Origin of the sequence: Staphylococcus sp. HMSC068G11 (assembly GCF_001815825.1) — a bacterium.
Lineage (GTDB): Bacteria > Bacillota > Bacilli > Staphylococcales > Staphylococcaceae > Staphylococcus > Staphylococcus epidermidis.
This window is the reverse complement of the sequence record NZ_KV822098.1, coordinates 398,677-424,673: the sequence shown is the minus strand read 5'-3', so window position 1 is coordinate 424,673 and position 25,997 is coordinate 398,677. Positions and strand designations below refer to the sequence as shown.

Genomic DNA, 25,997 nt, shown 5'->3' with positions numbered 1-25,997 from the left:
GGAGGTCATATGGAATTCTTATCTTTAGTTATAGTCGTCGTAGCTGCATTTATGACTCCGATCATTGTGCATCGTTTTAATATAAACTTTCTTCCTGTTGTTGTAGCTGAAATATTGATGGGGATAGTGATAGGACACTCTTTTCTCAATTTAGTGGAAAGAGATGCATTTCTTAATATTTTATCTACGCTTGGGTTTATCTTTTTAATGTTTTTAAGTGGTCTGGAAATTGACTTTAATGCATTTAAAAAGGATTCACGTCCAAGACAAGGAGAAGATAAACATGAAAAGGATGTACCTGGTCATCTTAAGCTGGCACTGACAGTATTTGCATTTATTATGATGATTTCCGTTGTTTTAGCTTTTGCATTTAAATGGTTAGGATTGGTTAATGATGTCCTTTTAATGGTGATTATTATTTCAACAATTTCGTTAGGAGTTGTAGTACCAACCCTTAAAGAAATGAACATTATGCGTACAACGATAGGACAATTTATTTTACTAGTAGCTGTATTAGCAGATTTATTTACCATGATTTTACTAACTGTTTATGGTGCCATTTATGGTGAAGGTGGTAGTACGATATGGCTTACAGGTATTTTAGTTGTATTTACAGTTGTCTTTTATGTAATCGGTGTGTTATTTAAACGTATGTCCTTCTTACAAAAGTTAATGGATGGTACAACGCAAATAGGTATTAGAGCGGTATTTGCACTTATTATTTTATTAGTAGCACTTGCTGAAGGTGTTGGTGCTGAATACATATTAGGTGCATTCCTTGCCGGTGTTGTTGTTTCTTTACTTAAACCTAATGAAGAGATGGTAGAAAAATTAGATTCCTTTGGTTATGGTTTCTTTATTCCAATTTTCTTTATCATGGTAGGCGTCGATTTAGATATCCCGAGCTTAATTAAAGAACCGTCGTTGTTACTCATTATACCTGTACTCATTTTTTCATTTATCATTTCAAAACTGATACCAGTATTTTACATTAGACGCTGGTTTGACACTAAAACTACCATTGCATCTGCTTTCTTGCTTACATCAACTTTATCACTTGTTATAGCTGCGGCTAAAATTGCTGAAAAATTAAAAGCGATTTCTCCGGAAACTTCCGGCATTTTAATTCTTAGTGCTGTAATCACATGTGTGTTCGTACCCGTGATATTCAAGAAGATGTTCCCAATTCCTAATGAAGTGGGACGCCGCATTGAAGTAAGTATGATTGGTAAGAATCAATTAACTATTCCAATAGCACAAAATTTAACTTCTCAGTTATATGATATTTCTTTATACTATCGAAAAGATTTGAGTGATAGTAGAAAGCTCTCTGACGATATTACTATGATAGAAATAGCAGATTACGAGGAAGATTTACTAGAACGCTTGGGACTTTTCGAGCGAGATATTGTTGTATGTTCTACGAATGATGACAAGATAAATAAAAGCGTTGCGTTAATGGCTAAAAACCACGGTGTTAAACGTGTTATATGTCGACTTGAAAGTACAAACGAAGATCCAACATTGAAACATCAAGGTATAGAGGTGTTTAGTAATTATTTAAGTAATAAAATCTTACTAAAAAGTTTAATAGAAACACCTAATATGCTGAATTTATTAAGTAATGTAGAAACATCTCTATATGAAATTCAAATGTTAAATTATCAATATGAAAATATTCAATTACGTAACTTCCCATTTGGTGGCGATATTATTTTTGTTCGTATTATAAGAGATAATGATTCAATCGTACCTCATGGTGATACACAGTTACGCTATAAAGATCGTTTGATTGTGACGGGAACTAAAGAATATGTAGATGAATTAAAGCAAGAATTGGAATTTTATTATTAAACTCGGCATTGTTTGTGTTTTATAAGGTTTCGGTTATGTACGTTATTGTTATTATTTATCTAAGATAAAAAGTTAAATGTATTTTAATAAGTATCATAACTTAGAAATAAATTGTTTAAAAGTTTTGTTTCTATGTTGACGTCGCTTTTTCGATAACAAAAAGTATTAAGCACTTTTAGTCAGTTGCTTAATACTTTTTTTACATCAAAAAGCTACTCTTCTGATGTTGAAAATATAGTAAAAAGTATTTCAAGTAGATATGATTATCTTCAAAAAAGTATCATGTAATTGTGGAACGGGTGGGTCACAAGGATAAGCTTATGATTCTTTTCAGCCGTTATTGTAACTAGTAAGAGGAACAAATTAGATTTAATATGCGAAAATTTGTTGGCGTTGACATAGTAAATTCAACAAAAGGATTAGGTACTAGAGAAAAAGTTGATTGGACTGGTCATTAAATTTACAAAATAATTGTTTTTAAAACCAAGGAATTTATTTTAGAAGCAAAAGGTGCATTGTATTATGAAAAAATTACAGGATAATTTTCAAGTGGTTGTAAAAAATGTTGAAAATAATGCCAGGTATTTTAGTAATAAAGCAGAATAAGTCGAAAAAATGTTAGAGAAGCTGTCAACAATATCAAAAAACTAGCAAATCCAATGAAATGGAGTTGGTGAAACAAGATGGATTATGTATACACAATTTATAAAAATCCTAGATATAAAATCATTCAAAAAGAAAATCGCTATTTAATGGTCGATTTAGAACAAAATTGGTATTCATATCTGTGTCCTATGTTGAACTGGTTTATACCTATTAAATGCACAGAATTGACTTATCAAGAGTTCAACAATTTAAATATATTTAATAATGTGGGACAAAACAGTCATGGTATGATGGCTGCCGGTATTGTTGTTACTATCAGTGTGTTATTAAGAAGTATTGTGGGTTTTATGGATATTAATATTAGTCGAATATGGGTAGCGATAATGTTTTTAATCGGGTTTATCGCCGTGATTGCGTTACGTCTATCTATAAGAAAGAAGTTGAATCATCCAGCATTTAATAAAAATAGTATACAAAAAGTCATGTTGATTCCTTCATTTAAAAATTTAGTGCTGGTGGTGTTTTGTTATTTCATGTTCCTATTTTTTCAATTGCTCCTATTCAAATGATTTTTGTTGATAATCAAAATATTTTTGGTTATATAGGTTGGTTAGTTACGTTGTTTCTGTTTACTATTATGAACATAGTTTCGATTTCTGATAGAAAAGTACATGCTAAAACTAAAAACATAGGAAGACAGGTGAAATAGTGTGGAAACAATAGGAAACTTTATATATTTAAAAGAAGGTTCCCAAAAGTTAATGATTATCAATCGTGGGCCAATTGTAGAAATTGAGGGTTAAAAGTATTTGTTCGATTATTCAGCAAGTAAATACCCAGTTGGTGTTGTAGAAGATCAAATATACTATTTCAACTAAGAGAATTTTGATAACGTTATATTTGAAGGCTATTCTGATCAAGATGAAACAAGATTTCAAGAATTATTTAAAGAGATGATGGGTAATTTGGATGAAGATATTAAACGTGAGACTGTTCAACAAAAAAGATAGTTACGGACTGATTTAACATAAGTTATAATTATCATAAGTTACCTATAATAAAATAAATTTTGTTCGTAAATCGTTAAAAATATACAATGAATATGATTATTGTGGTCATTTTATTTTGCTTTATTATCAGGTACTAAAAATGTTAAACTATTAAGGGTATAAAGGGTTAGTAATCATAAAGTTAGCCAGCCTGTAGTAATAATCAATTTAAATTAAGGAGTCACTATCATGTTAAATTTAGAAAATAAAACCTACGTCATTATGGGTATTGCGAATAAACGTAGTATCGCATTTGGCGTCGCTAAAGTATTAGATCGATTAGGTGCTAAACTAGTATTTACATATCGTAAAGAGCGTAGTCGTAAAGAATTAGAAAAATTATTAGAACAATTAAATCAATCTGAACATTATCTCTATGAAATTGATGTCCAAAATGATGAAGATATCATTAATGGTTTTGCTCAAATCGGAAAAGATGTAGGCCAGATAGATGGTGTTTATCATTCAATCGCATTTGCCAATATGGAAGATTTACGAGGTCGATTTTCAGAAACATCTCGCGAAGGTTTCTTACTTGCACAAGAAATCAGTTCATATTCACTTACACTCGTAGCTCATGAAGCCAAAAAACTTATGCCTGAAGGTGGAAGTATTGTTGCGACGACTTATATTGGTGGTGAGGCAGCAGTTCAAAACTATAATGTTATGGGTGTAGCTAAAGCAAGTTTAGAGGCGAATGTTAAATATTTAGCTTTAGACTTAGGTGAAGATAATATTCGTGTCAACGCAATTTCTGCAGGGCCAATTCGTACTTTAAGTGCTAAAGGTGTAGGTGGATTTAATACAATTCTTAAAGAAATTGAAGCGAGAGCGCCGTTAAAACGCAACGTTGATCAAGAAGAAGTAGGTAAGACGGCTGCGTATTTGTTAAGTGATCTTTCAAGTGGTGTAACTGGAGAGAACATCCACGTTGATGGTGGATTCCACGCAATTAAATAATTATTGATAAATTAAAAAATCAGATAGTATAATCTCACAATTGGTGCACAGGGATGATTTGAAATTAAAAATCATCCCTGTTTTTGTGTATAAGAATGCGTTTTGACATTTAATTATTCAAAAAAATAAAGTGACAATCGCAATGCTACTTTGATATTTATAATATATTTAATGTATAAATATCGATTTTAGATGACACTATTTATTTTGTTGTTAGAAATGTATCGGAGGTTAAAAATTTTATTAAATGCATAATTCCATATAAACAGTAGAAATGACGGAGCTCTATAAGAGGACATGTTTCATTGCTTTCGTGTCTAAAAAAACCAAGGACATCTAATTATGTCCTTGGCTTGAATTGGTGGTATAATTTTCAATCTTATGATGATAGCTATTATTAATCTTTAACATTACTATTTGCTTTATCGACAATACGTTGACGATATTTAAAAATGTTGCTCACTAATGTTTTGATTACAGCGTATAATGGAACTGCAACAAGAATGAGTGTGAATCCACCTAAATCTCCAGCTGCAAGTATAACTACAATAATAGTTAATGGGTGAATGCTTAATGATTTACCCATTACATTAGGAGTAATCACGTTACCTTCAAGTTGTTGTGCGATTAATGTTACGACACATACCCAAATAAAAGTTGAAGGACCATCAATAATACCTAGTATCGCTGCCGGTGCAAAAGATAACCATGGACCCAAAAATGGTATTAAGTTAGCTACGCCGGCGAATAATACTAATAAAGGCGTATATGGTAATCCTATAATCGTATAACCTATATATAAAATAATACCTAATATGATACTAACTGTCACTTGACCTTGAATATATGATTTTAAAGTGAAGTTTAAGTCTTTTAATAAATCTACAACAAAAACTTTACGTTCTCCTTTGAAAAATTTACCGATTGCTGGGATAAATTTTTCATGATCTTTTAGCATATATATCAGGAAGAAGGGTACCATTATTAATAAAAATACAGTTGAGATGAAAGACGTAATATATGACACTGAATTAGATAAAATAGACGTTGCGCCATCTCCCATGGATTTAACTGCTTTATTAATACGATGTGTGACATCATCTGGTAATTTATCCATTTGTCTTAACGAGAAATTAATTAATTGTTCGGCTTCTCTTTGTAATGATGGTGTTTGTTTAATTAAATTATTAATATTGGAAATAATGATAGGTGCTATAAATGATACCACAATAGCGATGATAGCTATTAATCCTATGAATATTGTTGTTATACTAGCCCAACGTGGAAAGCCCCACTTTTCTAATATGTTTTGAAAAGGTAAACATATGTAAAAGAGAAATCCACTAATTAAAAATGGAAGGAAGACTGAACCAATGATAGTAGCTATTGGAGCAAATACTTCATGTACTTCCATAAATAGTTTGATGAGTATGAACAGCATAATAAAAAATATTCCTGTTCTAAACCAAACCTTATTGAACATAGATTGTGATCCTCCTATTTTATTCTTTTTCATACTCAATAAGTATATATCAAAACTCAGTCATTAAAAAGAGTAAATACTTTTACAATATAACTGAATGCACTGTATTTTTAATAAAATGAAAAAACTAGTATGAAATTAATTTGTATACGAGCTTGCTATAAATTTAAAAGTATTATAAGTATTGATACAATAGTATTAACATTACAAGGGAGCATCGGTTTATGTCGGAGTTTAAAGTAGGTAAGATTAATAAAAAAATAATACATAGTGATATTTTAAATAGGGATGTAACATTATCGGTTTATTTACCTGAGGATTATACAAACTTATTTAAATATCAGTTGATTTTTTGCTTTGATGGTTTAGATTTTTTTAGATTTGGTAGAATACAACGTATATATGAACAGTTACGTGAAGAGCAATCAATACAACGTGCAATTATAGTAGGATTCCATTACGAAGATGTTGAAAAACGTAGGGAAGAATTTCATCCTTCAGGACGTCGTTCTAATTTAACCATTAAAGCAATGGGAAAAGAAATTCTTCCTTATATCGATGCGACATTTCCAACTTATAAAGTAGGTAATACAAGGTTACTTATTGGAGATAGTTTAGCAGGAAGTATCGCTTTGATGACTGCAATGACTTATCCAACTATATTTAGTCAAGTTGCGTTATTGAGCCCAATGTATAATGAAAATATTAAGCAAAAATTTGATACATGTATGAATAAAGATCAATTGACGATATGGCATGCCATTGGTTTAGAAGAAGAAGATTTTATTTTACCAACTAATGGTAAAAGAGCTAACTTTTTAACACCTAACCGCGAATTGAACCAACTGATTAAAGAAGGTAATACTGAATATTTCTATAAAGAATTTAAGGGTGGACATCATTGGAAATCATGGAAACCACTGCTAGGAGATATTCTCTTGAAATTTCTAAGTAATCAAATAAATGGAAAATATGTTTAATAAAGTAATATAAATAAAATAGTATGTTAGCGAATGGTTATTGAATACGATAAATCTATTAATTTCAGAAATGTAATTGTTTTCATGATAAAAGTAACGGTTTTCAAAAAGTTTTGATATAATAGGAATAAGTTAAACAAAGGAGGAATTTAAATGATTTTAGGATTAGCATTGGTTCCGTCAAAGTCATTTCAAGATGAGGTGAATGCTTACCGCAAGCGATATGACAATCATTATGCTCAAATAATGCCTCATATCACGATTAAACCTCAATTTGAAATCGATGATCATGATTTTAATTTAATTAAAGATGAAGTGAAAAATCGAATTTCTAGTATAAAACCAGTAGAAGTACATGCTACAAAGGCATCTAATTTTGCTCCAATCAGTAATGTTATATACTTCAAAGTTGCTAAAACAGAACCATTAGAGCAATTATTTAATCAATTTAATACAGAAGATTTTTACGGTACTGCTGAACATCCTTTTGTACCTCATTTTACAATTGCCCAAGGTCTAACAAGTCAAGAGTTTGAAGATATATATGGTCAAGTAAAATTAGCAGGGGTAGACCATAGAGAAATGATCGAAGAACTATCGTTACTTCAATATAGTGAAGAAGAAGACAAATGGATTATTATTGAAACTTTTACATTGGGATAAGAAATCCAAAATTGTAAAGTGAAATTGAATTTACAGAATCATATTGTTAAATACAAGAAGAGCGCTAAAATCAACTAAAAACGCCAAATCCTATTGTGTTTCAGTGGGATTTGGCGTTTTTATATGAAACATAATTATATTGTATAGTTAATCATTCAAAAAGATTAATGTACGTTTTATATTGAATATTCATATTTCAACTGCATATCAATGACGTTTCATTAATATATACAACTCATCTTTATATAAACGATTTATAGATTTTAAGGTTTAACCCTTCTGTTTGTTTTAATAAAGTAATATCCGTAAAATACTGCAAGTGCAAGAAAAATCATCGCTGAAAAGTAAAAAGTATTATTTAAATTATTAGTAAATTGAGTAATTAGACCTCCGACTAGTGGACCTATCATTGAACCGAAGCCTTGAACACTGTTGAACACGCCCCACGTTTCTTCCTGTTCGTTAGGATTAATATGACCAGCCATAAAGGTATTCCAAGCCGGTAAGAGGATACCATACATAAGCCCAATAAACAGCCCTATGGTCCAAACTATATATATATTTGTAATTGTAGATAGCCCGAATATAAGAATTGTATATAGTATAAAGCCACTAAAAATAACTCCATACATAAAACCTTTGCTATTATTATCGATGATTTTTGATAAAAATAACATAGAGAAAGCACACCCTATGCCACCAATAATGATTGCTATTGTATATTCAACGGTTGATACTTTCACAACTTGCGTTGCATATTTTGGGAGAATAGGTACAAGTGCTGCTATAGCTGCTCCTTGTAACAAGATACCTGGAAATAGAATAAGATGACGTTGTGTAACATCTACAATTTGTTTTAATTGTGCTTTCACAGGTTTAGTATTGTAATTTGTTAAGTTGATATTAACAAAATAGTATAGAATCCAGGCAATAAGCACAACCAAGGCCATCAAAAATGCAAAACGAGTAGGATGGAATTTAATAAGTAAGTTCATGATAACCATACCTACCAATAAACCTAGCAACCATGAAAAGTATACATAACCCATTTGTTTGCCGCGGTTTCTTTCATCTACACTAGATAGCATAATAACCCAAATCGGACTCACAGCAATTCCTAACATAATAGCACTGAAAATAATTATGAATGGTGATGCCGGGAACCATATCACTAAAAACAAGCTTATAAAAGCAAGTAAGAATCCAGATGTAAGTACTAATTTTGAACCAAACTTTTTAAGTAAAAAGCCGATGACAAAATTTGTTGCAGCATCTGCGATAAAGTGAATGGAAAAAGCAAATGATGTGATTGCTATTGCGATAGAGGTCACTGTAGGTAAAAAGTTTATATAACTTAATATGTACATACCTCTTGCAAATTCCATCAGAAACAGAATTACCAACATCATAACAAAGTTTCTGTTACTTGAGTAATTACTTGACGAAGAATCTTGCATACAAAGGAACCTTTCCATAGATTTCATCAGGTTGAGATGAGTGACCTATTAAATCTAATAAATCTTTACAAATCTTTCTAGTAGAATACCCTACCTTTGATTCTAGCATCTTAGATGACATAACCTTTAAAGTCTCTTCGTTATTTGTTAAGTCAGAAACAATATCAATTGCCTCATTTGGAGTATCTGCTATTTTTCCAAATCCTTTACTTTCAAAGTAATATGCATTTTCAAGTTCTTGACCAGGTGCAGGGTTTAAAAAAATCATAGGAATACAACGACTAAGTCCTTCGGAAATTGTGATACCACCAGGTTTGGTAATCATTAGTTGGCTTGATGCCATCCACTCATTCATGTGATTTGTATAGCCTAATATTTTTACACTTGGATTATCTTTGAACTTAGCTTTTAATGAACGTTTAAGTTCTTTACTACGTCCACAAATCATGACTACTTGCGAATTTGGACTTTTTTCTAAAATATTATTAATCATATAGTCAAAGCCTTTTGAAACGCCAAATGCACCTGCTGACATTAATATAGTAGGTTTGGAAGGATCTAAATGTTGTTGCGATAACCATTCTTCTTTATCAATAGATTCTTCAAATTTATCAGCAATAGGAATGCCTGTCACTTTAATATATGAAGCAGGAACACCAGCTTCAATGAAATCATCTTTAGTATCTTTTGTTGCTACATAATATCTTTGTGAATAGGGTGTAATCCAATTTTTATGCATGCGATAATCTGTCATAACTGTCGCAATAGGGATATTTATATTAAATTGTTCGGTCAACACTGACATCACAGGTGTTGGAAATGTTAATAATATGAGATCAGGCTTTTCTTTAATAAGTAAGTTGATGAGTTTATTTAATCCATAATATTTATAAAAACATTTATCGAGCTCATTAGGGCGACTATAATAAAATCGTTTATATGTATTTCTAAAATATTTAAAGCTATTGATATACCATTTCTTACATATAGAAGTCATAATTGGATGAGCTTCCATAAACAAATCATGTTGAATGACTGATAAATGATTGAGATTCATCTCATTCAATTGGTTGACAATACTTTGCGTGACTTGCATATGACCGTTACCAAATGATCCAGTAATAATCAATATCTTTTTATTTTGAGTAACCATTTATAGCCACCCTCCGTTAATTTTTAAAATTTATAATAATTGTAACGTATTTTCATACATTGTAAAAGGAAAAGAAGTGTACCATTTATTGTATTTAAATACTATAAATACGGCGTGCAATACAATGCTTTGTCATAAATTGCTTTATAAAGTGTTCATTATTTATTAAGTATGGTTGCAAGATAACGAAACTAAATTTGAACACATTCTGCATGATTTTAGTATTATCTTCAAAAAATCTTAGTATTTGCTATATATTATGTTAATACATGTATATCTTAGCATTATTAAAATATGGAATGAATTATTTAAAGGTGAGCGCAACAAAATTTTAAGTATATTTTAACACTACCTTAACAGTCTTTAATGAATGATTTTATCACTATCTAATAGAACGTGATTCGGATATATTACGTCAATTATGATTAAAAATAAATTAATAAGACTTATAATTATAAATTTATCAACGATAATAAAACGTGTATAATAGACTTATTGTAAAAAAAGGAGCGATACATTTTGAATGCAAGTGCGTTGTTCAAAAAAATTAGAGTAAAAAATGTAATTGGTACATTAGATATACAGGTGGACGATATTACCACTGACTCACGTACAGCTAAAGAGGGAAGTCTATTTGTAGCATCTAAAGGATATACGGTAGATAGTCATAAGTTTTGTCAAAATGTAGTAGATCAAGGTTGTAGTATTGTTGTTGTCAATAGAGAACTCAAACTTAAAGGTAATGTGACGCAAGTTGTTGTTCCAGACACTTTACGTGTTGCAAGTCTATTGGCACATGAATTATATGAGTTTCCAAGTCACCAACTGACGACATATGGTGTTACGGGGACGAACGGTAAGACATCGATTGCAACTATGATTCATTTAATTTATAGAAAATTGAATAAAAATAGTGCATATCTAGGTACGAATGGATTTCAAGTTAATGAAACAAAAACAAAAGGTGCGAATACAACACCAGAAACAGTAGCATTAACAAAAAAGATTAAAGAAGCAGTTGATGCCAATGCAGAAGCAATGACGATGGAAGTTTCTAGTCATGGATTGGCCTTAGGTCGACTTAGAGGTGTAGAATTTGACGTTGCTATCTTTTCAAATTTGACTCAAGATCATTTAGACTTTCATGGAACTATGGAAGCTTATGGACATGCTAAATCGTTATTATTTAGCCAGCTTGGTGAAGATTTGTCTAAAGAAAAATATGTTGTATTAAATAATGATGATGACTTCTCCGATTATTTAGCAAGTGTGACCCCCTATGAAGTATTTACATATGGTATTACACACGAAGCGCAATTTATGGCTAAAAACATTAAAGAATCTTTGCAAGGTGTAGAATTTGAATTTTGTACTCCTTTTGGAAGTTTTCCAGTTAGATCTCCTTATGTAGGTAGATTTAACATTTCAAATATTATGGCTGCTATGATTGCGGTTTGGAGTAAGGGAACAAATTTAAATGAAATTATTAATGCTGTTACTGAACTTGAACCTGTAGAGGGTCGCTTAGAAGTACTTGACCCATCACTTCCTATAGATTTGATTATAGATTATGCACATACTGCAGATGGTATGAATAAACTGATTGATGCTGTACAACCATTTGTTAAACAAAAGCTGATCTTTTTAGTAGGTATGGCTGGGGAAAGAGATTTAACGAAAACACCTGAGATGGGGAGAGTAGCATGTCGAGCAGATTATGTTATTTTTACTCCAGATAATCCTGCTAACGATGACCCTAAAATGTTGACAGCTGAATTAGCTAAAGGCGCAACGCATGAGAATTATATAGAGTTTGATGACCGTGCAGAAGGTATTAGACACGCGATTGATATTGCTGAACCAGGAGATACAGTTGTTTTGGCCTCAAAAGGTAGAGAGCCTTATCAAATTATGCCTGGTCATGTTAAAGTCCCACATCGCGATGACTTAATTGGTTTAAAAGCAGCATATCAAAAATTTGGTGGTGGACCTGTTGAAGATTAAATCACTTCAGTTTCATGGAATGATGATGAACGTATATCACCATCAGTCTAATGATTCAATCATGTTAGCTATTCCAGAACTTTTTTGGTCCATTGAATTATCCAAAGAGTTAGATACAGATCAACTATATGAAGAATTAGTGATGCAATTATTCAATTTGTTGACTGAAGTTGAAGCAGATACATTAGCACGTAATATAACTGATTTGATTAGAAATGAATCCAAAGGAGAATGATAAATGAATTTAAAAGAAGAAATAGAGTCAAGAAAGACATTTGCCATCATTTCACACCCTGATGCTGGTAAAACCACTTTAACTGAAAAATTGTTGTATTTCAGTGGAGCGATTCGTGAAGCTGGGACAGTTAAAGGGAAAAAGACGGGTAAATTTGCAACAAGTGATTGGATGAAGGTAGAACAAGAACGTGGTATCTCAGTTACAAGCTCTGTAATGCAATTTGATTATGATGATTATAAGATAAATATTTTAGATACGCCGGGACATGAAGATTTTTCAGAGGATACGTATCGTACATTAATGGCAGTAGATAGTGCGGTTATGGTTATTGACTGTGCTAAAGGTATAGAACCACAAACATTAAAATTATTTAAAGTTTGTAAAATGCGAGGTATTCCTATTTTTACATTCATCAATAAATTGGATAGAGTAGGGAAAGAGCCATTTGAATTACTTGATGAAATAGAAGAAACACTTAATATTGACACTTATCCAATGAATTGGCCTGTTGGTATGGGACAAAATTTCTTTGGTATTATTGATAGACACTCTAAAACGATTGAACCATTTAGAGATGAAGAAAATTTATTACATTTAAACGAAGATTACGAACTTAAAGAAGAACACGCGATAAAAAATGATAGTGCATTTGAACAAGCAATTGAAGAAATGATGCTTGTCGATGAAGCGGGTGAAGCATTTGATAATGAAGCGTTACTGAACGGTGAATTAACACCTGTTTTCTTTGGGTCGGCATTAGCAAACTTCGGCGTACAAAATTTCTTAAATGCATACGTTGATCATGCACCAATGCCTAATGCGAGACAAACTAAAGAAGAGGTTGATGTTAGTCCATTCGACACAGATTTTTCTGGGTTTATCTTTAAAATCCAAGCCAATATGGATCCGAAGCATCGTGACAGAATTGCATTTATGCGCGTGGTAAGTGGTGCGTTTGAAAGAGGAATGGATGTAACCTTACAAAGAACAAATAAAAAACAAAAAATAACTCGTTCCACATCATTTATGGCTGATGATAAAGAAACTGTTAATCGTGCTGTAGCAGGCGATATTATTGGTTTGTATGATACAGGTAACTATCAAATAGGTGATACCTTAGTTGGCGGTAAGCAGAAATATAGCTTCCAAGAGTTACCACAATTTACTCCAGAAATATTTATGAAGGTTTCTGCCAAAAATGTAATGAAACAAAAGCATTTTCATAAAGGAATTGAACAGCTTGTTCAAGAAGGTGCAATTCAATATTATAAAACGTTGCACACTAATCAAATTATCTTAGGTGCTGTGGGTCAATTACAATTTGAGGTTTTTGAACACCGTATGAATAATGAATATAATGTAGATGTGGTTATGGAACCAGTCGGACGTAAAATTGCGCGTTGGATTGAAAATGAAGAAGATATTAAAGATAATATGAATACCTCTAGATCAATTTTAGTAAAAGATAGATACGACAATTATGTATTCCTATTTGAAAATGAATTTGCAACGCGTTGGTTTGAAGAAAAATTCTCTGATATTAAACTGTATAGCTTATTATAATTAAATGTTTAAACTTATCACTTTTCGGGCACACCGTAGTATATGAAAAATGTTTATATTGCTATGCAGTGTCATAGTATGTATACTGAAAATAACAAATAAATACCTATGACAAAACTGTCAGAGGGGAGTAACTTGAGAATAGTTATTCAATGCATTTAAACTGCTAATAACTATTCAACACTTTATCGTCATTACGAAGATAAGTCTTCCGGTAAAGTGGGCAAAACTATTGCTAAGTGAGACCTTTGCTATTTAATTAGCATAGGTCTCTTTATTTGTATTTAAACTAAAAGGAGTTGTCCACAATGGATCCGAGTTTGATTTTACCTTATTTATGGGTACTTTTAGTACTTGTATTTTTAGAAGGATTATTAGCAGCTGATAATGCAATTGTAATGGCGGTAATGGTTAAACACCTACCACCTAAACAACGAAAAAAAGCACTTTTTTATGGCCTATTAGGTGCATTTATTTTTAGATTTATTGCTTTATTCTTAATAAGTATTATTGCAAACTTCTGGTGGATTCAAGCAGCTGGTGCTGTTTACTTAATCTATATGTCTATTAAAAATTTATGGCAATTTTTCCATCAGTCAAATGAAAAACATCATAAAGAAACAGGAGACGAACATCACTTCGATGAAACAGGCAACGAAAAAGAAGTAGGCCCTAAATCTTTTTGGGGAACAGTATTTAAAGTTGAATTCGCCGATATCGCGTTTGCAATTGATTCGATGCTTGCCGCATTAGCCATAGCCGTTACATTACCAAAAGTTGGCATACATTTTGGTGGTATGGATTTAGGTCAATTTATTGTTATGTTCCTCGGTGGAATGATAGGTGTCATCCTGATGAGATTTGCAGCAACTTGGTTTGTAGAATTGTTGAATAAATATCCAGGACTAGAAGGTGCTGCGTTTGCAATTGTAGGTTGGGTAGGTATTAAACTTGTTGTAATGGTACTTGCACATCCTGATATTGGCGTTTTACCAGAAGCATTTCCACATAGTGCTTTATGGCAAACAATCTTCTGGGTAGTATTAGTTGGCTTAGTATTAATAGGATGGTTAACTTCAGCAATTGGCAACAAGAAAAAAGGTAACCAAAAATAATTTGATTGATACGCTAGAACCTTTGCTTAATAATAAATTAAGTGGAGGTTCTTTTTATTTTAATTTTTATTAGAACATTGCAGTTTTATAGTTAAAATATTAAACTTTAGTTTATAAACGAATTTAAAATGATGATATATAGTATTAAAATAACTTAAATTTAACAGATAAAGAATGAGTTAAAGAAACTATAGGAGTGGTCTTCTAGTGGATAACGATAAAAAACAAGTCATACCACGCAGTCAATATCGCCGTAAAAGACGTGAGTACTTTCATAACGAAGAGCGAGAAGAGCGCATTAGACGCGAGAAAATAGAGAAGGAGAATCAAGCTAAAAGAGAACAGCATCAAACTAAAGTTAATGAGGAACGTGTTAAAGATAATTTGAGAAAAGCAAGAATAGAAAAACTGACTCAAGAGGAAATTCATCAACAACGTGATGATAAAAGTTATAAACAAAATAATCAAATGAGTAAATCAAAAGACGACGATAATAAAATTGGAGAAGAAAGTTTACATGATGTTCGAGTTTTAAGTGACACCTCCACGTTACCGCATCAAAGTAAGTCAAAACAGTTGAATGATAATCAATCAAAGGAAAATCAATATCATAATAAAGTAATTGAATCCTCAGAAAATAAGTCAATAAAAGAGCATGATAATACTTCTGGAAACGAAAGTAAACAACATACTAAATTGACTTCAAAGGACTCCATGTTAGGTGTAAATTCTAATCATACAGAGCAAGATTCAAGAGGTACACAACCATATTCTTCAAAACATAGCTATTCACAACCAGAAGATAAAGACAACGATAATACTCACCAAGCGCAATTTCTTAAAAAAGAAGGCGAACAAGGTAGCAGAGCCGAAAATATTAAAAAAATTAATGAATTTAAACAATTAGTAATAGCTTTCTTTAAAGAACACTGGCCTAAAATGTTAATTATTATAGGTATTATAGTATTACTTTTAATATTAAATGCCATATTCACTACAGTTAATAAAAATGATCATACAAATGATAGTGCATTTAACGGTACAACTAAAGATGAAACAACAGCGATGAAAATTGCTAAAAACTCTGTTAAGTCAGTTGTAACAGTCGAGAATGATTTGTCTAATGACACGACTGTGTCTGATAACAAAAATGAATCTGATAATGAGATAGGTTCAGGTGTCGTCTACAAAAAAGTGGGCGACTCTATTTATATTTTTACTAATGCACACGTCGTTGGTAATCAAGAAAAACAAAAAGTAACATATGGTAATGATAAATCTGTGACAGGTAAGGTGATTGGTAAAGATAAATGGTCTGATTTAGCAGTTGTAAAAGCTAAAGTTGCTGACGAAAATATTAAACCAATGACTATGGGGGATTCTAATAATATTAAATTGGCTGAACCTATTTTAGTTATAGGAAATCCTCTAGGCACAGACTTTAAAGGAAGTGTTTCTCAAGGTATTGTGTCTGGACTCAATCGTCATGTACCTGTTGACATTGATAAAAATGATAACTATGATGCTCTGATGAAAGCTTTTCAAATTGATGCGCCTGTGAACCCGGGAAATTCAGGTGGTGCTGTAGTCGATAGAGATGGTAGACTCATAGGTATAGTTTCTTTAAAAATTGATATGCATAATGTAGAAGGAATGGCTTTTGCGATACCTATTAATGATGTACGTAAGATTGCGAAAGAATTAGAGCATAAAGGTAAAGTGAACTATCCAAATACTGAAATCAAAATCAAAAATGTTGGTGATCTTGACGATTCTGAACGTAATGCAATCAACTTACCAACTAAAGTGAATCATGGTGTATTAATCGGTGAAGTGAAAGAAAATGGTTTAGGAGACAAGTCAGGTTTAAAAAAAGGTGATGTAATAGTAGAATTAGATGGTAAGAAGATTGAAGATAACTTACGATATAGACAAGTCATATACAGTCATTATGATGATCAGAAAACAATCACTGCTAAAATTTATCGAAATGGTGCGGAGAAAAATATTAAAATCAAATTGAAATAAATGTTGAGGTGAAAATCATGTCAGTTTTAAGTCAGCTGCTTAAAAAATCTAGCCCTCAACAAGGGATTATACTCTATTATCTATTTGCCATAGTCGTTGCATTTTTATTATTAAATTTGCCATATGTCCATAAGCAAGGGGTTGAGGTTAATCCGATTGATACACTTTTTGTAGCTGTATCAGGTATTAGTGTTACGGGATTATCACCAATTACTATAGTCGACACATATTCAACCTTTGGTCAAATTATCATACTTATTATTTTGAACATCGGTGGTATAGGTGTTATGGCTATTGGAACCATGCTTTGGGTTGTTTTAGGCAAACATATTGGAATTAGAGAGCGACAACTCATTATGTTAGATAATAATAGAGATACTATGAGTGGAACGGTTAAAATAATTTTAGAAATTGTAAGAACAATTTTTATTATTGAGTTTATAGGTGCACTCTTACTCGCGTTTTACTTTTATCGGGATAATCCTGATTTAAAAAACGCATTAATGCAAGGCGTTTTTGTGTCAGTATCTGCTACGACTAACGGTGGTCTTGATATTACTGGTGAATCTTTAGTTCCCTATGCAAAAGACTATTTTGTACAAACGATAGTAATGTTCTTAATTGTGTTAGGATCTATAGGCTTTCCAGTTTTATTGGAGTTAAAAGCTTATATTAAGAATCGAGTAACTAATTTTAGATTCTCATTATTCACAAAAATAACGACAACAACGTACTTATTCTTATTTTTATTCGGCGTTATTGTTGTATTAATATTAGAACATAGCAATGCATTTAAAGGATTGAGTTGGCATCAATCACTATTTTATGCATTGTTCCAATCATCAACGACCAGAAGTGCAGGTTTGCAAACGATAGATGTGTCACATTTTAGCGACGCAACAAATATTTTAATGGGATTATTGATGTTTATAGGGTCATCTCCTAGTTCTGTAGGAGGCGGAATTAGAACAACAACATTTGCTATTTTAATTTTGTTTGTTATTAACTTTAATAATACTGGTGACAAAACAGGTATTAAAATTTTTAACAGAGAAGTACATATTATGGATGTACAAAGATCATTTGCCGTATTTACTATGGCGTCATTAATTACATTTATTAGCATGATTATTATATCTGCCACTGAACAAGGCAAGTTGTCCTTTCTACAAATTTTCTTTGAAGTAATGTCTGCGTTTGGTACATGTGGTTTAAGCTTAGGTGTGACAAGCGATATCAACGACATTACCAAGGTTGTATTAATGATATTAATGTTTATAGGTCGTGTAGGCCTCATTTCATTCATCATTATGTTAGCTGGACGTAAAGAACCCGAAAAATATAGCTATCCTAAAGAACGTATACAAATTGGATAATCATTACACTATTAGCAAAGGCATACATACACCTTTGCTAATAGTTTTTTTATTTGGAATGATATCAATGCGATAATAGTTTTATAACATTTAATGAATGGTACATGTTACACTAAATTTAAGGAGAGGAGTGGCTCTATGGAAAAAAATGAAAATAAAATAGTTGATGTGATTGCAACTTCTGATATGCATAGTCACTTCTTAAATGGTGACTATGGCTCAAATATTTATCGAGCTGGTACTTATGTTAATGAAGCTCGAAAAAATAATGAAAATGTCATATTACTAGATAGTGGGGGAAGTTTGGCGGGATCACTTGCAGCATTCTATTACGCCGTTGTAGCACCATATAAACGTCATCCTATGATTAAGTTGATGAATGCAATGCAGTATGATGCTAGTGGAATTAGCCCTAATGAATTTAAATTTGGATTATCTTTTTTGACACGTTCAGTTGCACTCTCAAGGTTTCCCTGGCTATCAGCAAATATAGAGTATACTGTTACTAGAGAGCCATATTTTTCTACGCCTTATACAATCAAAATGTATTCAGATTTGAAAATTGCTATCGTAGGTTTAACCTCAGATGGATTAATGAAGAACGAGTACGCAGAAATGGAAGAAGATGTCTGTATTGAGAAGACTTTGATTTCAGCTAAACGTTGGATTAGATACATACATGAAGTTGAAGAGCCAGACTTCCTTATTGTTATTTATCATGGTGGGTTAAATAAAATAAGTAGTACCAATAAAAGAAATGAAAAAAATGTAAATGAAGCTGAAAAAATTATGGAAGAACTTGGTGTTATTGATGTAATTATTACCGCTCATCAACATCAAACAGTTGTTGGAAAAGATCATGAAACTATATATGTTCAAGCGGGTCAAAATGCTGAGGAATTAGTACATCTTTCAATTAAATTTAAGAAACGGACAACTTCTTATGAAATTGAGCACATCGATTCAAAAGTTATAGACTTAAATGATTACCATGAAGATGAACAATTATTGAAAGAAACATATTATGACCGTAAGGCAGTTAAACACTGGGCAAATTCAGTTGTTTCAAACAAAAACAATGGCTTAACAGTTCAATGTATTGAAGATATTATTTGTAAGCCGCATCCTTTTACTCAGTTATTACATGATGCAATTCGATTAGCCTATAATTACGATATTTCTTGTGTGCATATACCTAAGAATGGTGAAGAAGGGTTAAAAGGAACTATAAGAAATAGAGATATATACGATGCATATCCTCATCCAGATAAACCTATAGATATCACTGTCAAAGGTAAAAATATCAAAGATATACTTGAATACAGTTATGCGCATATTGATTTTAATAAGCGACAATTAAGTATGACAATGATAGATGAAACGTTATTTACAGTTTGGCAAGGGTTTGATTATTGTATAGACATGTCACAATCACCGTTTAATAGAGTGAAATTAAATGGTCTAAATGAAGATGATTCGTATAGAATAACAATGACTGATTATTGTTATAGAAACTACAAAATGTATTTACAAGAAGCTATCGTTCACGACACATATTCGGAAACGATGGGTGGATTGATTAGAAAAAATTTAAAATGTGACACGTATTCTGTGAAATTAAATCATAATTTTAAAGTTTATTAATCTTCCTCGTACTATTTATAACGGTGTATGTGTCACTTTTTCTTTAATTAATTTAAAAAAGCATTTCTTAGCTCAAATTCATGAGTCTAAGAAATGCTTTTTTATCCGTGGAATATCAATAATAAAATGATAGCCACAATTTGACCAATTGTAGTCGTAGCAATACGTCTCGTATATTCATAGCTAAGAGATAAAATGAATTGAGCTACAAAAATAAAGAATACAATCCACCAATTATCTAAGTATATAAATAATGAACTTGAACATATTGCAACAATTAAAATGCTAGCCCATTTCGGTAAGTTATATTTTATTAATTCCTTTTGTAAAACAGTTCTCATATATAGTTCATGACAAGGTATCACAAATAATAAAGTAACGAGCATTTGCCATTTAAAGTAGACACCCGTTCGTGATAATTCTTTGATTAAAGATGCGTATGATAATTCTGATGAAATAAGTGAAAAAATCAATTGTATAATAATGAGTGCGACACTCGTTATTATACCCATGCCTATGGAAGTTAATAATCGTTTAGATGCAATGTCTCTTTGGTAAAAAACATAACTTATTCCAGCTATTAACATAATGCCAGTATATAAATACCAGTATTCCTGATGTTCTCCCCACATCACAAATAATATGGCGTGAAAGATGATGAAGCTTATAACAAACCAAATCAAAGCTTTAGAAACATTTTTCATTTTAATTAACCTTCTTGATCAACGATTTTGTATCGCTTATGATTGATAACTGTCTTTTCCGGTAAATCTAATTCATTAAAATTATCCATAATAGTTAAATCTACAATAACAGAGTTATCATTAATCTTCTCGACACGGCCTCTTAAACCGTCATAAAATTCTACTATATTACCTACTTCTGCAACAGTCATTACGAGTCCTCCCTTAAATCATAGCTAGATTATATTGTACTAAAATTTACTTGACAAATAAACTAATTTCTATGAAAAAGAAGTGAACTAAAAGAAAATTATAAAATATCATTCATAAATGAGTAAAAGAGTGGAATTTTTCTTATAAATCATTCATAACTAGGGTAAGGGCATATAGAGAGACTTATTTAAGGAGAGAATGTTATGAAATTTATTAGCAACAATAATATTAATGATCCTTCCATCAATTTAGCAATGGAAGAGTATGTTCTTAAAAATTTACCTTCTGAAGAAAGTTATTTTTTATTTTATATTAACAGACCTTCAATTATTGTTGGAAAGAATCAAAATACAATTGAAGAAGTTAACCAATCGTATATTGATAAACATCAAATTGATGTAGTAAGACGTATTTCTGGAGGTGGGGCTGTCTATCATGATACTGGAAACTTAAATTTTAGCTTTATCACAGATGATGATGGTCATAGCTTTCATAATTTTAAAAAGTTTACGATGCCCATTGTACAGGCCTTACAATCAATGGGAGTTAATGCTGAAATGACTGGACGGAATGATATACAAGTAGGGCAAGCTAAAATATCTGGAAATGCTATGGTTAAAGTAAAAAATAGAATGTTTAGTCACGGTACATTAATGCTAAATTGTGATTTAAATGAAGTTCAAAATGCATTAAAAGTGAATCCAGCTAAAATTAAATCTAAAGGCGTTAAATCTGTTAGAAAAAGAGTTGCCAATATTGAAGAATTTCTAGAACAGCCAATAGATATAGAAGAATTCAAACAAATTATTCTTAAAACTATTTTTGGTGAAAATGAAGTTGAAGAATATGTACTAACAGAAGAAGATTGGAAGAATATTAAGCAATTAAGTAATGAGAAGTATCGTACGTGGGAATGGAATTATGGCAGCAATCCAAAATATAATATTGAGCGTGAAGAGAAATTTGAGAAAGGTTTTATTCAAATAAAATTAGATGTAAAAAAAGGAAGAATTGAACGGGCAAAACTATTTGGAGATTTCTTCGGCGAAGGTGATGTAACTGAACTTGAACATGCGTTAGTAGGTTGCTTACATGATTTTGAACATATAGAAGAGGCACTTCAAAATTATGATTTCTATCACTACTTTGGGGATATAGATAAGTATGAAATTATAAGATTGATGTCCTAAGTATGATAAAAAGGTCTATTCTCAACTTGTTTTAAAGTAGGGAATAGACCTTTTATGATGAGTGACTCGAGTCTAATTTATTCACTTAAAAATGCCTCCAATTGTTTAAATTCGTTAGTATATTGAATAAAATCGTTCTCGTTTTTATTGATGAGCGCTTCGTCAATTAAAAGTTTAAGTTTAGCTTTTCTTGCATTTCTGAGTGCTTCTTCAATGACGAGTTCAACGCCTAAATCGTTCACTGTCATTACAAAATCTTCTAATGTAGTGTACTTGACCTCAGTATTGTGATTCATAAAGACCACGACCTTTCAATTATTTAATATATAAGTATTATACTGATTTTAAATTTTGAAATCAATGAATATTCTGATATTTTAAAAGAAATATGTGTAAAAAGAAAATAAAAGTAGAACTTGACTTTATTTTGAGCTTGGATAAAATATTATTAGGTTATTATTTTTTATTTTTAATAATCATCTAAGTAATTGAATAAAGTGAGGTTTTTTAATGACACATTTACCCGAAACGATTTATGTTATACGAAAAGGTGATATGGTAATACGACCTAAATATGATGAATATCAGCAGACAAATGGTACTGAGATTATCAGATTTGATCAAACCCGCAAAGAAAGTCCATTTAAAGTACAGAGAATTATCGAAAGATCATGTAAGTTTTATGGCAATAATTATATTAGTAAAAAAGCAGAAACGAATCGTATTACTGGAATTTCTAGTAAACCACCTATTTTACTTACACCTCTTTTTCCTACTTACTTTTTTCCAACTCACTCGGACCGTCAAGAAGAAAATATATGGATTAATATGCATTATATTGAAAATGTTAAAGAACTTAAAAATCGTAAGAGTAAAATAATTTTTGCGAATGGTGATTCTTTAACACTCAATGTATCATTTCATAGTTTGTGGCATCAATACACCAATGCAATCATCTATTATTACATGGTAGATAAGCAATCACGAATGAAATCTAACAACCCTGAACAACCCATTGACTATAATCAGTCCTCTTTAAATATTTTCGAGGCGCTTTCACGTTACTCTCTTTTTGAAGAAAATTAGCTTTTTTCCCAAACTATTTATTTTAAAAAATTGATGACAGTGTTTCAATTTAAAATATGCGGGACGTTAATATTAAATAAGTGTAAATGTTCCGTATATTTTTTTAATATAACTCTTGAAAAATTCAACAAGATTGATATAATAATACTTGTGCTTGATAGAGATAGTTTACTTATTATTTATCCGCAGTAGCTCAGTGGTAGAGCTATCGGCTGTTAACCGATCGGTCGTAGGTTCGAATCCTACCTGCGGAGCCATAGGGAAACGTACTCAAGTTGGCTGAAGAGGCGCCCCTGCTAAGGGTGTAGGTCGCGAGAGCGGCGCGAGGGTTCGAATCCCTCCGTTTCCGTACTATACCGTTGATATGACGGGCTTTCGATAGAGTAAGTGTCAAATAAGTGTCAAGAGAATATTTCTCTAACACGTTGGCCTTGCTCTTTTTTATGTTCTTCTAATAAATGTGAATACGTGTCTAACGTTTGTGATATAGTAGCGTGACCTAAACGTTTACTTATATACTCGATTGGTATGCCTTTAGATAGTAAGTAAGATGTGTGCGTATGTCTGAGTGAATAGGGAGTTATATTATTATCGTTTAATCCTATCACTTCTTTTGCTTTTCTAAATGCTTTACCTACTGATGTATGACTAACAGAGAATAACTTGCCATCAATTCTACGCGGCATTTTAGCTAATTTTGAATTTATGTGTATGATATCTTTTGAATTAACTTCTACATCACGTTTTGAATTCTTTGTTTTCGTTCCAGGCAAATGAATTATGCCATTCGCTTTGTTTAGATCTTTGTAAGTCATATTGATGACATCGCTATATCTTGCGCCAGTAATGCCTAATAGATATAGCAAAACATAACTTTCTTCATCTCTTTTCTTGAAATAATCTAGCAAGTTTAAATAGTCTTTTATCGTAATAAACTTAAATTTCTCATCTTTAGCTTTTTCAGTCCCTTTGATATTTACATTATAAGTAGGGTCTTTCTTCAAATAGCCATCGTATAACGCGTCTCTAATACATCTAGCAAGACAACCGTGAACTTTTCTTACTGTTTCATCAGTGTGACCTTGTGCGTATTGATTTAAAAACTTTTGATACTCAATACGTGTGATATTTTTAACTAACATATTTTCTCCGAAATACTCACTGAATAATTTAATCGATCTTTCATACCAGTAGAATTGTTTGCTAGACAACTGTTTCTTGTTCTTAATTTTTATCCAGTCATCGTAGTAGTCGATGAATTTTTTATTATCTTCAATGTTGTTGCCATCTTCTAAATCTCTAATTAATTGTTGTGCTGCATTAGTAGCCTCAGCTTTTGTTTTAAAACCAGATTTACGTTTTTTACCAGACTTCAAACTAGGGTGTTTAACATCATATTGCCATGATGAACTTGTCTTATTTTTGCGTTTTGTTACTGTAAATGTTGCCATTTTCCGTGTTCCTCCTTAAAAAAGTAAAAAATAATAAGGGTAGGCATGCTACCCGTAAAATTATTCTTGAAATAATACTCGATGTAACTTATAATGTATTTAAGATAACTCGAGAAGGATTAGCTCTGGGTCCCCGAATGGGGGTAGGCGAAAGCTGAGAATTCCTATGACCCTGGGGTTATCTTTTTTTATTTGCTTTTTTTATGTTATTAATTATATTTGGATCATTTTTTATTTCTTTAACTATAAAATCTACAATTTGTTGAGAATACCTAGTTAGATTTGCAAAATGATATGCATATTTATCGTCAAATTTTAAATTGTAGAATTTTATTATTAAACTTAAAGTATACTGATTAAATTCATTTTTATCGTTAGCTTTATCGTAATAATTGAATTTTAAGTTTTTGGCTTTTAACTGTTTGTTAACACCTTTAATTACATTGTTAAAACTTAATCTGTATTTATCGTTAGGATCTTTTAACTCTTTTAAAATTTTAGCGTTATTTTCTGAACCACTTGAAACATTTACTGAAAAATCAGCGTTTTTAGGATTTTTTGTAATAATTATTGTGTTTTGTAAAGGAATAACTAATGAATTAGAACTATTTGTTTCTTGCGCAACTTCTAAATCATTTTTTTGAGTTATTAACTTTTCGGCAATGGTTGGTGAATATTTCCCACGTATTTCATCATTGTTTAATATATCCATATTTACAGACAAACTTAAAAAATTTTGAGGTATTTTTCTAGTTATATCTATGTCATGAAATTTTTGTAGTTGTTCCGAAAAATTTAAAATATTAGCTTGAAAAAAAGGAGCATAAACAGTTTCATAATCCTCTGTAACTAAATGAGTGCTAATATTTCTCAAGTCTATAATCTTTTCTAAGTTTATTCTTAATGGTTGATTTTTATCAGTATAGATAATTTTAATCACATCAGATAAATTCAAAGTCCTGTTTGGGTTATCTGAATAATAAATAGAAATATCGTCTTTCAATAATTTAGCTTTTAACATTAACTCCCAAGCATTACATATAAAGAATGAGAAACCTTCAATTCTATATTTAATTGTAGGTTTATTATACAATTCCAAACCCATAATAAATGCTTCTTGACATTTAAGTAACAAACGCTCTTTCAAATTTTCTCTCTCCATACCTCAACCTCCTTTATTTATGTTGAAAAAGTAGAACAC

Annotated in this window: 21 protein-coding genes, 2 tRNA genes, 2 pseudogenes and 1 riboswitch; of the genes and pseudogenes, 17 read left to right on the top strand and 8 right to left on the bottom strand. The window is 31.2% G+C overall.

Features of this window, described 5'->3' with window-relative positions:
* The first annotated feature begins 9 nt into the window (after positions 1-9).
* The 4 genes and pseudogenes from HMPREF3058_RS10210 to fabI all read left to right on the top strand — a co-directional run bounded on the left by HMPREF3058_RS10210 (position 10) and on the right by fabI (position 4,469).
* Positions 10-1,854, top strand: a complete 1,845-nt coding sequence (locus tag HMPREF3058_RS10210; protein ID WP_002491637.1) for a monovalent cation:proton antiporter family protein — start codon at positions 10-12, stop codon at positions 1,852-1,854.
* A gap of 683 nt (positions 1,855-2,537) precedes the next feature.
* A pseudogene (locus tag HMPREF3058_RS10200) lies at positions 2,538-3,169 on the top strand (DUF443 family protein).
* 1 nt (position 3,170) lies between these two features.
* A pseudogene (locus tag HMPREF3058_RS10195) lies at positions 3,171-3,470 on the top strand (DUF4176 domain-containing protein).
* A 228-nt stretch (positions 3,471-3,698) separates the two neighbouring features.
* Positions 3,699-4,469 carry an enoyl-ACP reductase FabI gene (gene fabI, locus HMPREF3058_RS10190; protein WP_002439142.1) on the top strand — a complete coding sequence of 257 codons (771 nt, stop codon included), beginning with the start codon at positions 3,699-3,701 and terminating at the stop codon, positions 4,467-4,469.
* A gap of 397 nt (positions 4,470-4,866) precedes the next feature.
* Here the strand turns inward: fabI and cozEa are convergent, their stop codons facing one another.
* Positions 4,867-5,952, bottom strand: coding sequence for a lipoteichoic acid biosynthesis protein CozEa (gene cozEa, locus HMPREF3058_RS10185; protein ID WP_002457139.1), 1,086 nt, complete (start codon positions 5,950-5,952; stop codon positions 4,867-4,869).
* Between the two features lie 224 nt (positions 5,953-6,176).
* Here cozEa and HMPREF3058_RS10180 point away from each other — a divergent pair, with 224 nt between their 5' ends.
* On the top strand, positions 6,177-6,932 hold the full coding sequence (locus tag HMPREF3058_RS10180; protein ID WP_002491663.1) for an esterase family protein: 756 nt from the start codon (positions 6,177-6,179) through the stop codon (positions 6,930-6,932).
* 153 nt (positions 6,933-7,085) lie between these two features.
* A complete protein-coding gene (locus HMPREF3058_RS10175) occupies positions 7,086-7,595 on the top strand; it encodes a YjcG family protein (RefSeq protein ID WP_002491608.1) in 510 nt (169 codons plus the stop codon).
* A gap of 263 nt (positions 7,596-7,858) precedes the next feature.
* Here the strand turns inward: HMPREF3058_RS10175 and ltaA are convergent, their stop codons facing one another.
* Positions 7,859-9,052 (bottom strand): lipoteichoic acid biosynthesis MFS flippase LtaA, encoded by a 1,194-nt coding sequence (gene ltaA / locus HMPREF3058_RS10170; RefSeq protein ID WP_002490070.1) that lies wholly within the window; start codon positions 9,050-9,052, stop codon positions 7,859-7,861.
* Positions 9,030-10,205, bottom strand: coding sequence for a diglucosyl diacylglycerol synthase (locus HMPREF3058_RS10165; protein WP_002475762.1), 1,176 nt, complete (start codon positions 10,203-10,205; stop codon positions 9,030-9,032). Before HMPREF3058_RS10165 ends, ltaA begins: the two co-directional genes overlap by 23 nt.
* A 519-nt stretch (positions 10,206-10,724) precedes the next feature.
* Here HMPREF3058_RS10165 and HMPREF3058_RS10160 point away from each other — a divergent pair.
* The 7 genes from HMPREF3058_RS10160 (at position 10,725) to HMPREF3058_RS10130 (ending at position 20,173) form a co-directional block, all read left to right on the top strand.
* Positions 10,725-12,209 carry a UDP-N-acetylmuramoyl-L-alanyl-D-glutamate--L-lysine ligase gene (locus HMPREF3058_RS10160; protein WP_002491661.1) on the top strand — a complete coding sequence of 495 codons (1,485 nt, stop codon included), beginning with the start codon at positions 10,725-10,727 and terminating at the stop codon, positions 12,207-12,209.
* On the top strand, positions 12,199-12,444 hold the full coding sequence (locus HMPREF3058_RS10155) for a YueH family protein (protein WP_002499277.1): 246 nt from the start codon (positions 12,199-12,201) through the stop codon (positions 12,442-12,444). The genes HMPREF3058_RS10160 and HMPREF3058_RS10155 overlap by 11 nt, the downstream gene beginning before the upstream one ends.
* A gap of 3 nt (positions 12,445-12,447) precedes the next feature.
* Positions 12,448-14,010, top strand: a complete 1,563-nt coding sequence (locus HMPREF3058_RS10150) for a peptide chain release factor 3 (RefSeq protein WP_002487197.1) — start codon at positions 12,448-12,450, stop codon at positions 14,008-14,010.
* A gap of 113 nt (positions 14,011-14,123) precedes the next feature.
* Positions 14,124-14,247: riboswitch (yybP-ykoY riboswitch) on the top strand.
* Positions 14,248-14,318: 71 nt separating this feature from the next.
* Entirely contained in the window at positions 14,319-15,125 is an 807-nt protein-coding gene (locus tag HMPREF3058_RS10145; RefSeq protein WP_002446118.1) for a TerC family protein, read from the top strand.
* 207 nt (positions 15,126-15,332) lie between these two features.
* The gene (locus HMPREF3058_RS10140; RefSeq protein WP_002499276.1) at positions 15,333-17,153 is read left to right on the top strand and encodes a S1C family serine protease; all 1,821 of its coding nucleotides are present in this window, start codon (positions 15,333-15,335) and stop codon (positions 17,151-17,153) included.
* Positions 17,154-17,170: 17 nt separating this feature from the next.
* Complete coding sequence (locus tag HMPREF3058_RS10135; RefSeq protein WP_002491651.1) at positions 17,171-18,529, top strand: TrkH family potassium uptake protein; 1,359 nt, start codon at positions 17,171-17,173, stop codon at positions 18,527-18,529.
* 138 nt (positions 18,530-18,667) lie between these two features.
* Positions 18,668-20,173 (top strand): bifunctional metallophosphatase/5'-nucleotidase, encoded by a 1,506-nt coding sequence (locus tag HMPREF3058_RS10130; RefSeq protein WP_002491638.1) that lies wholly within the window; start codon positions 18,668-18,670, stop codon positions 20,171-20,173.
* 101 nt (positions 20,174-20,274) lie between these two features.
* On the opposite strand, the gene HMPREF3058_RS10125 is transcribed toward HMPREF3058_RS10130, so the two are convergent.
* Together HMPREF3058_RS10125 and HMPREF3058_RS10120 are read right to left on the bottom strand one after the other, a co-directional pair.
* On the bottom strand, positions 20,275-20,877 hold the full coding sequence (locus tag HMPREF3058_RS10125) for a CPBP family glutamic-type intramembrane protease (protein ID WP_001829312.1): 603 nt from the start codon (positions 20,875-20,877) through the stop codon (positions 20,275-20,277).
* Positions 20,878-20,882: 5 nt separating this feature from the next.
* Positions 20,883-21,068, bottom strand: a complete 186-nt coding sequence (locus HMPREF3058_RS10120) for a YkvS family protein (protein ID WP_001829339.1) — start codon at positions 21,066-21,068, stop codon at positions 20,883-20,885.
* A gap of 204 nt (positions 21,069-21,272) precedes the next feature.
* Between HMPREF3058_RS10120 and HMPREF3058_RS10115 the strand changes: the two genes are divergently transcribed.
* Entirely contained in the window at positions 21,273-22,259 is a 987-nt protein-coding gene (locus tag HMPREF3058_RS10115) for a lipoate--protein ligase (RefSeq protein ID WP_002446122.1), read from the top strand.
* 77 nt (positions 22,260-22,336) lie between these two features.
* Here HMPREF3058_RS10115 and HMPREF3058_RS10110 read toward each other — a convergent pair whose 3' ends face one another.
* Positions 22,337-22,555, bottom strand: a complete 219-nt coding sequence (locus HMPREF3058_RS10110; RefSeq protein WP_001829292.1) for an IDEAL domain-containing protein — start codon at positions 22,553-22,555, stop codon at positions 22,337-22,339.
* 214 nt (positions 22,556-22,769) lie between these two features.
* Here HMPREF3058_RS10110 and HMPREF3058_RS10105 point away from each other — a divergent pair, with 214 nt between their 5' ends.
* The 3 genes from HMPREF3058_RS10105 to HMPREF3058_RS10095 all read left to right on the top strand — a co-directional run bounded on the left by HMPREF3058_RS10105 (position 22,770) and on the right by HMPREF3058_RS10095 (position 23,694).
* Positions 22,770-23,345, top strand: coding sequence for a competence protein ComK (locus HMPREF3058_RS10105; RefSeq protein ID WP_001829272.1), 576 nt, complete (start codon positions 22,770-22,772; stop codon positions 23,343-23,345).
* A 182-nt stretch (positions 23,346-23,527) separates the two neighbouring features.
* A tRNA-Asn gene (locus HMPREF3058_RS10100) sits at positions 23,528-23,602 on the top strand.
* Between the two features lie 3 nt (positions 23,603-23,605).
* A tRNA-Ser gene (locus HMPREF3058_RS10095) sits at positions 23,606-23,694 on the top strand.
* A gap of 52 nt (positions 23,695-23,746) precedes the next feature.
* Here the strand turns inward: HMPREF3058_RS10095 and HMPREF3058_RS10090 are convergent.
* Positions 23,747-24,796 carry a tyrosine-type recombinase/integrase gene (locus HMPREF3058_RS10090; protein ID WP_047511974.1) on the bottom strand — a complete coding sequence of 350 codons (1,050 nt, stop codon included), beginning with the start codon at positions 24,794-24,796 and terminating at the stop codon, positions 23,747-23,749.
* A gap of 178 nt (positions 24,797-24,974) precedes the next feature.
* Complete coding sequence (locus tag HMPREF3058_RS10085; protein ID WP_002499273.1) at positions 24,975-25,958, bottom strand: DUF3644 domain-containing protein; 984 nt, start codon at positions 25,956-25,958, stop codon at positions 24,975-24,977.
* Positions 25,959-25,997 lie beyond the last annotated feature (39 nt).

What these genes read in the sequence shown, in the direction of transcription:
- HMPREF3058_RS10150 (WP_002487197.1), top strand. Translation starts at nt 12,448, where the DNA reads ATGAATTTAAAAGAAGAAATAGAGTCAAGAAAGACATTTGCCATCATT.
- HMPREF3058_RS10110 (WP_001829292.1), bottom strand. Translation starts at nt 22,555, where the DNA reads ATGAATCACAATACTGAGGTCAAGTACACTACATTAGAAGATTTTGTA.
- HMPREF3058_RS10125 (WP_001829312.1), bottom strand. Translation starts at nt 20,877, where the DNA reads ATGAAAAATGTTTCTAAAGCTTTGATTTGGTTTGTTATAAGCTTCATC.
- HMPREF3058_RS10175 (WP_002491608.1), top strand. Translation starts at nt 7,086, where the DNA reads ATGATTTTAGGATTAGCATTGGTTCCGTCAAAGTCATTTCAAGATGAG.
- fabI (WP_002439142.1), top strand. Translation starts at nt 3,699, where the DNA reads ATGTTAAATTTAGAAAATAAAACCTACGTCATTATGGGTATTGCGAAT.
- HMPREF3058_RS10090 (WP_047511974.1), bottom strand. Translation starts at nt 24,796, where the DNA reads ATGGCAACATTTACAGTAACAAAACGCAAAAATAAGACAAGTTCATCA.
- HMPREF3058_RS10130 (WP_002491638.1), top strand. Translation starts at nt 18,668, where the DNA reads ATGGAAAAAAATGAAAATAAAATAGTTGATGTGATTGCAACTTCTGAT.
- HMPREF3058_RS10105 (WP_001829272.1), top strand. Translation starts at nt 22,770, where the DNA reads ATGACACATTTACCCGAAACGATTTATGTTATACGAAAAGGTGATATG.
- HMPREF3058_RS10115 (WP_002446122.1), top strand. Translation starts at nt 21,273, where the DNA reads ATGAAATTTATTAGCAACAATAATATTAATGATCCTTCCATCAATTTA.
- HMPREF3058_RS10180 (WP_002491663.1), top strand. Translation starts at nt 6,177, where the DNA reads ATGTCGGAGTTTAAAGTAGGTAAGATTAATAAAAAAATAATACATAGT.
- HMPREF3058_RS10165 (WP_002475762.1), bottom strand. Translation starts at nt 10,205, where the DNA reads ATGGTTACTCAAAATAAAAAGATATTGATTATTACTGGATCATTTGGT.
- ltaA (WP_002490070.1), bottom strand. Translation starts at nt 9,052, where the DNA reads ATGCAAGATTCTTCGTCAAGTAATTACTCAAGTAACAGAAACTTTGTT.
- HMPREF3058_RS10145 (WP_002446118.1), top strand. Translation starts at nt 14,319, where the DNA reads ATGGATCCGAGTTTGATTTTACCTTATTTATGGGTACTTTTAGTACTT.
- cozEa (WP_002457139.1), bottom strand. Translation starts at nt 5,952, where the DNA reads ATGTTCAATAAGGTTTGGTTTAGAACAGGAATATTTTTTATTATGCTG.
- HMPREF3058_RS10085 (WP_002499273.1), bottom strand. Translation starts at nt 25,958, where the DNA reads ATGGAGAGAGAAAATTTGAAAGAGCGTTTGTTACTTAAATGTCAAGAA.
- HMPREF3058_RS10120 (WP_001829339.1), bottom strand. Translation starts at nt 21,068, where the DNA reads ATGACTGTTGCAGAAGTAGGTAATATAGTAGAATTTTATGACGGTTTA.
- HMPREF3058_RS10135 (WP_002491651.1), top strand. Translation starts at nt 17,171, where the DNA reads ATGTCAGTTTTAAGTCAGCTGCTTAAAAAATCTAGCCCTCAACAAGGG.
- HMPREF3058_RS10210 (WP_002491637.1), top strand. Translation starts at nt 10, where the DNA reads ATGGAATTCTTATCTTTAGTTATAGTCGTCGTAGCTGCATTTATGACT.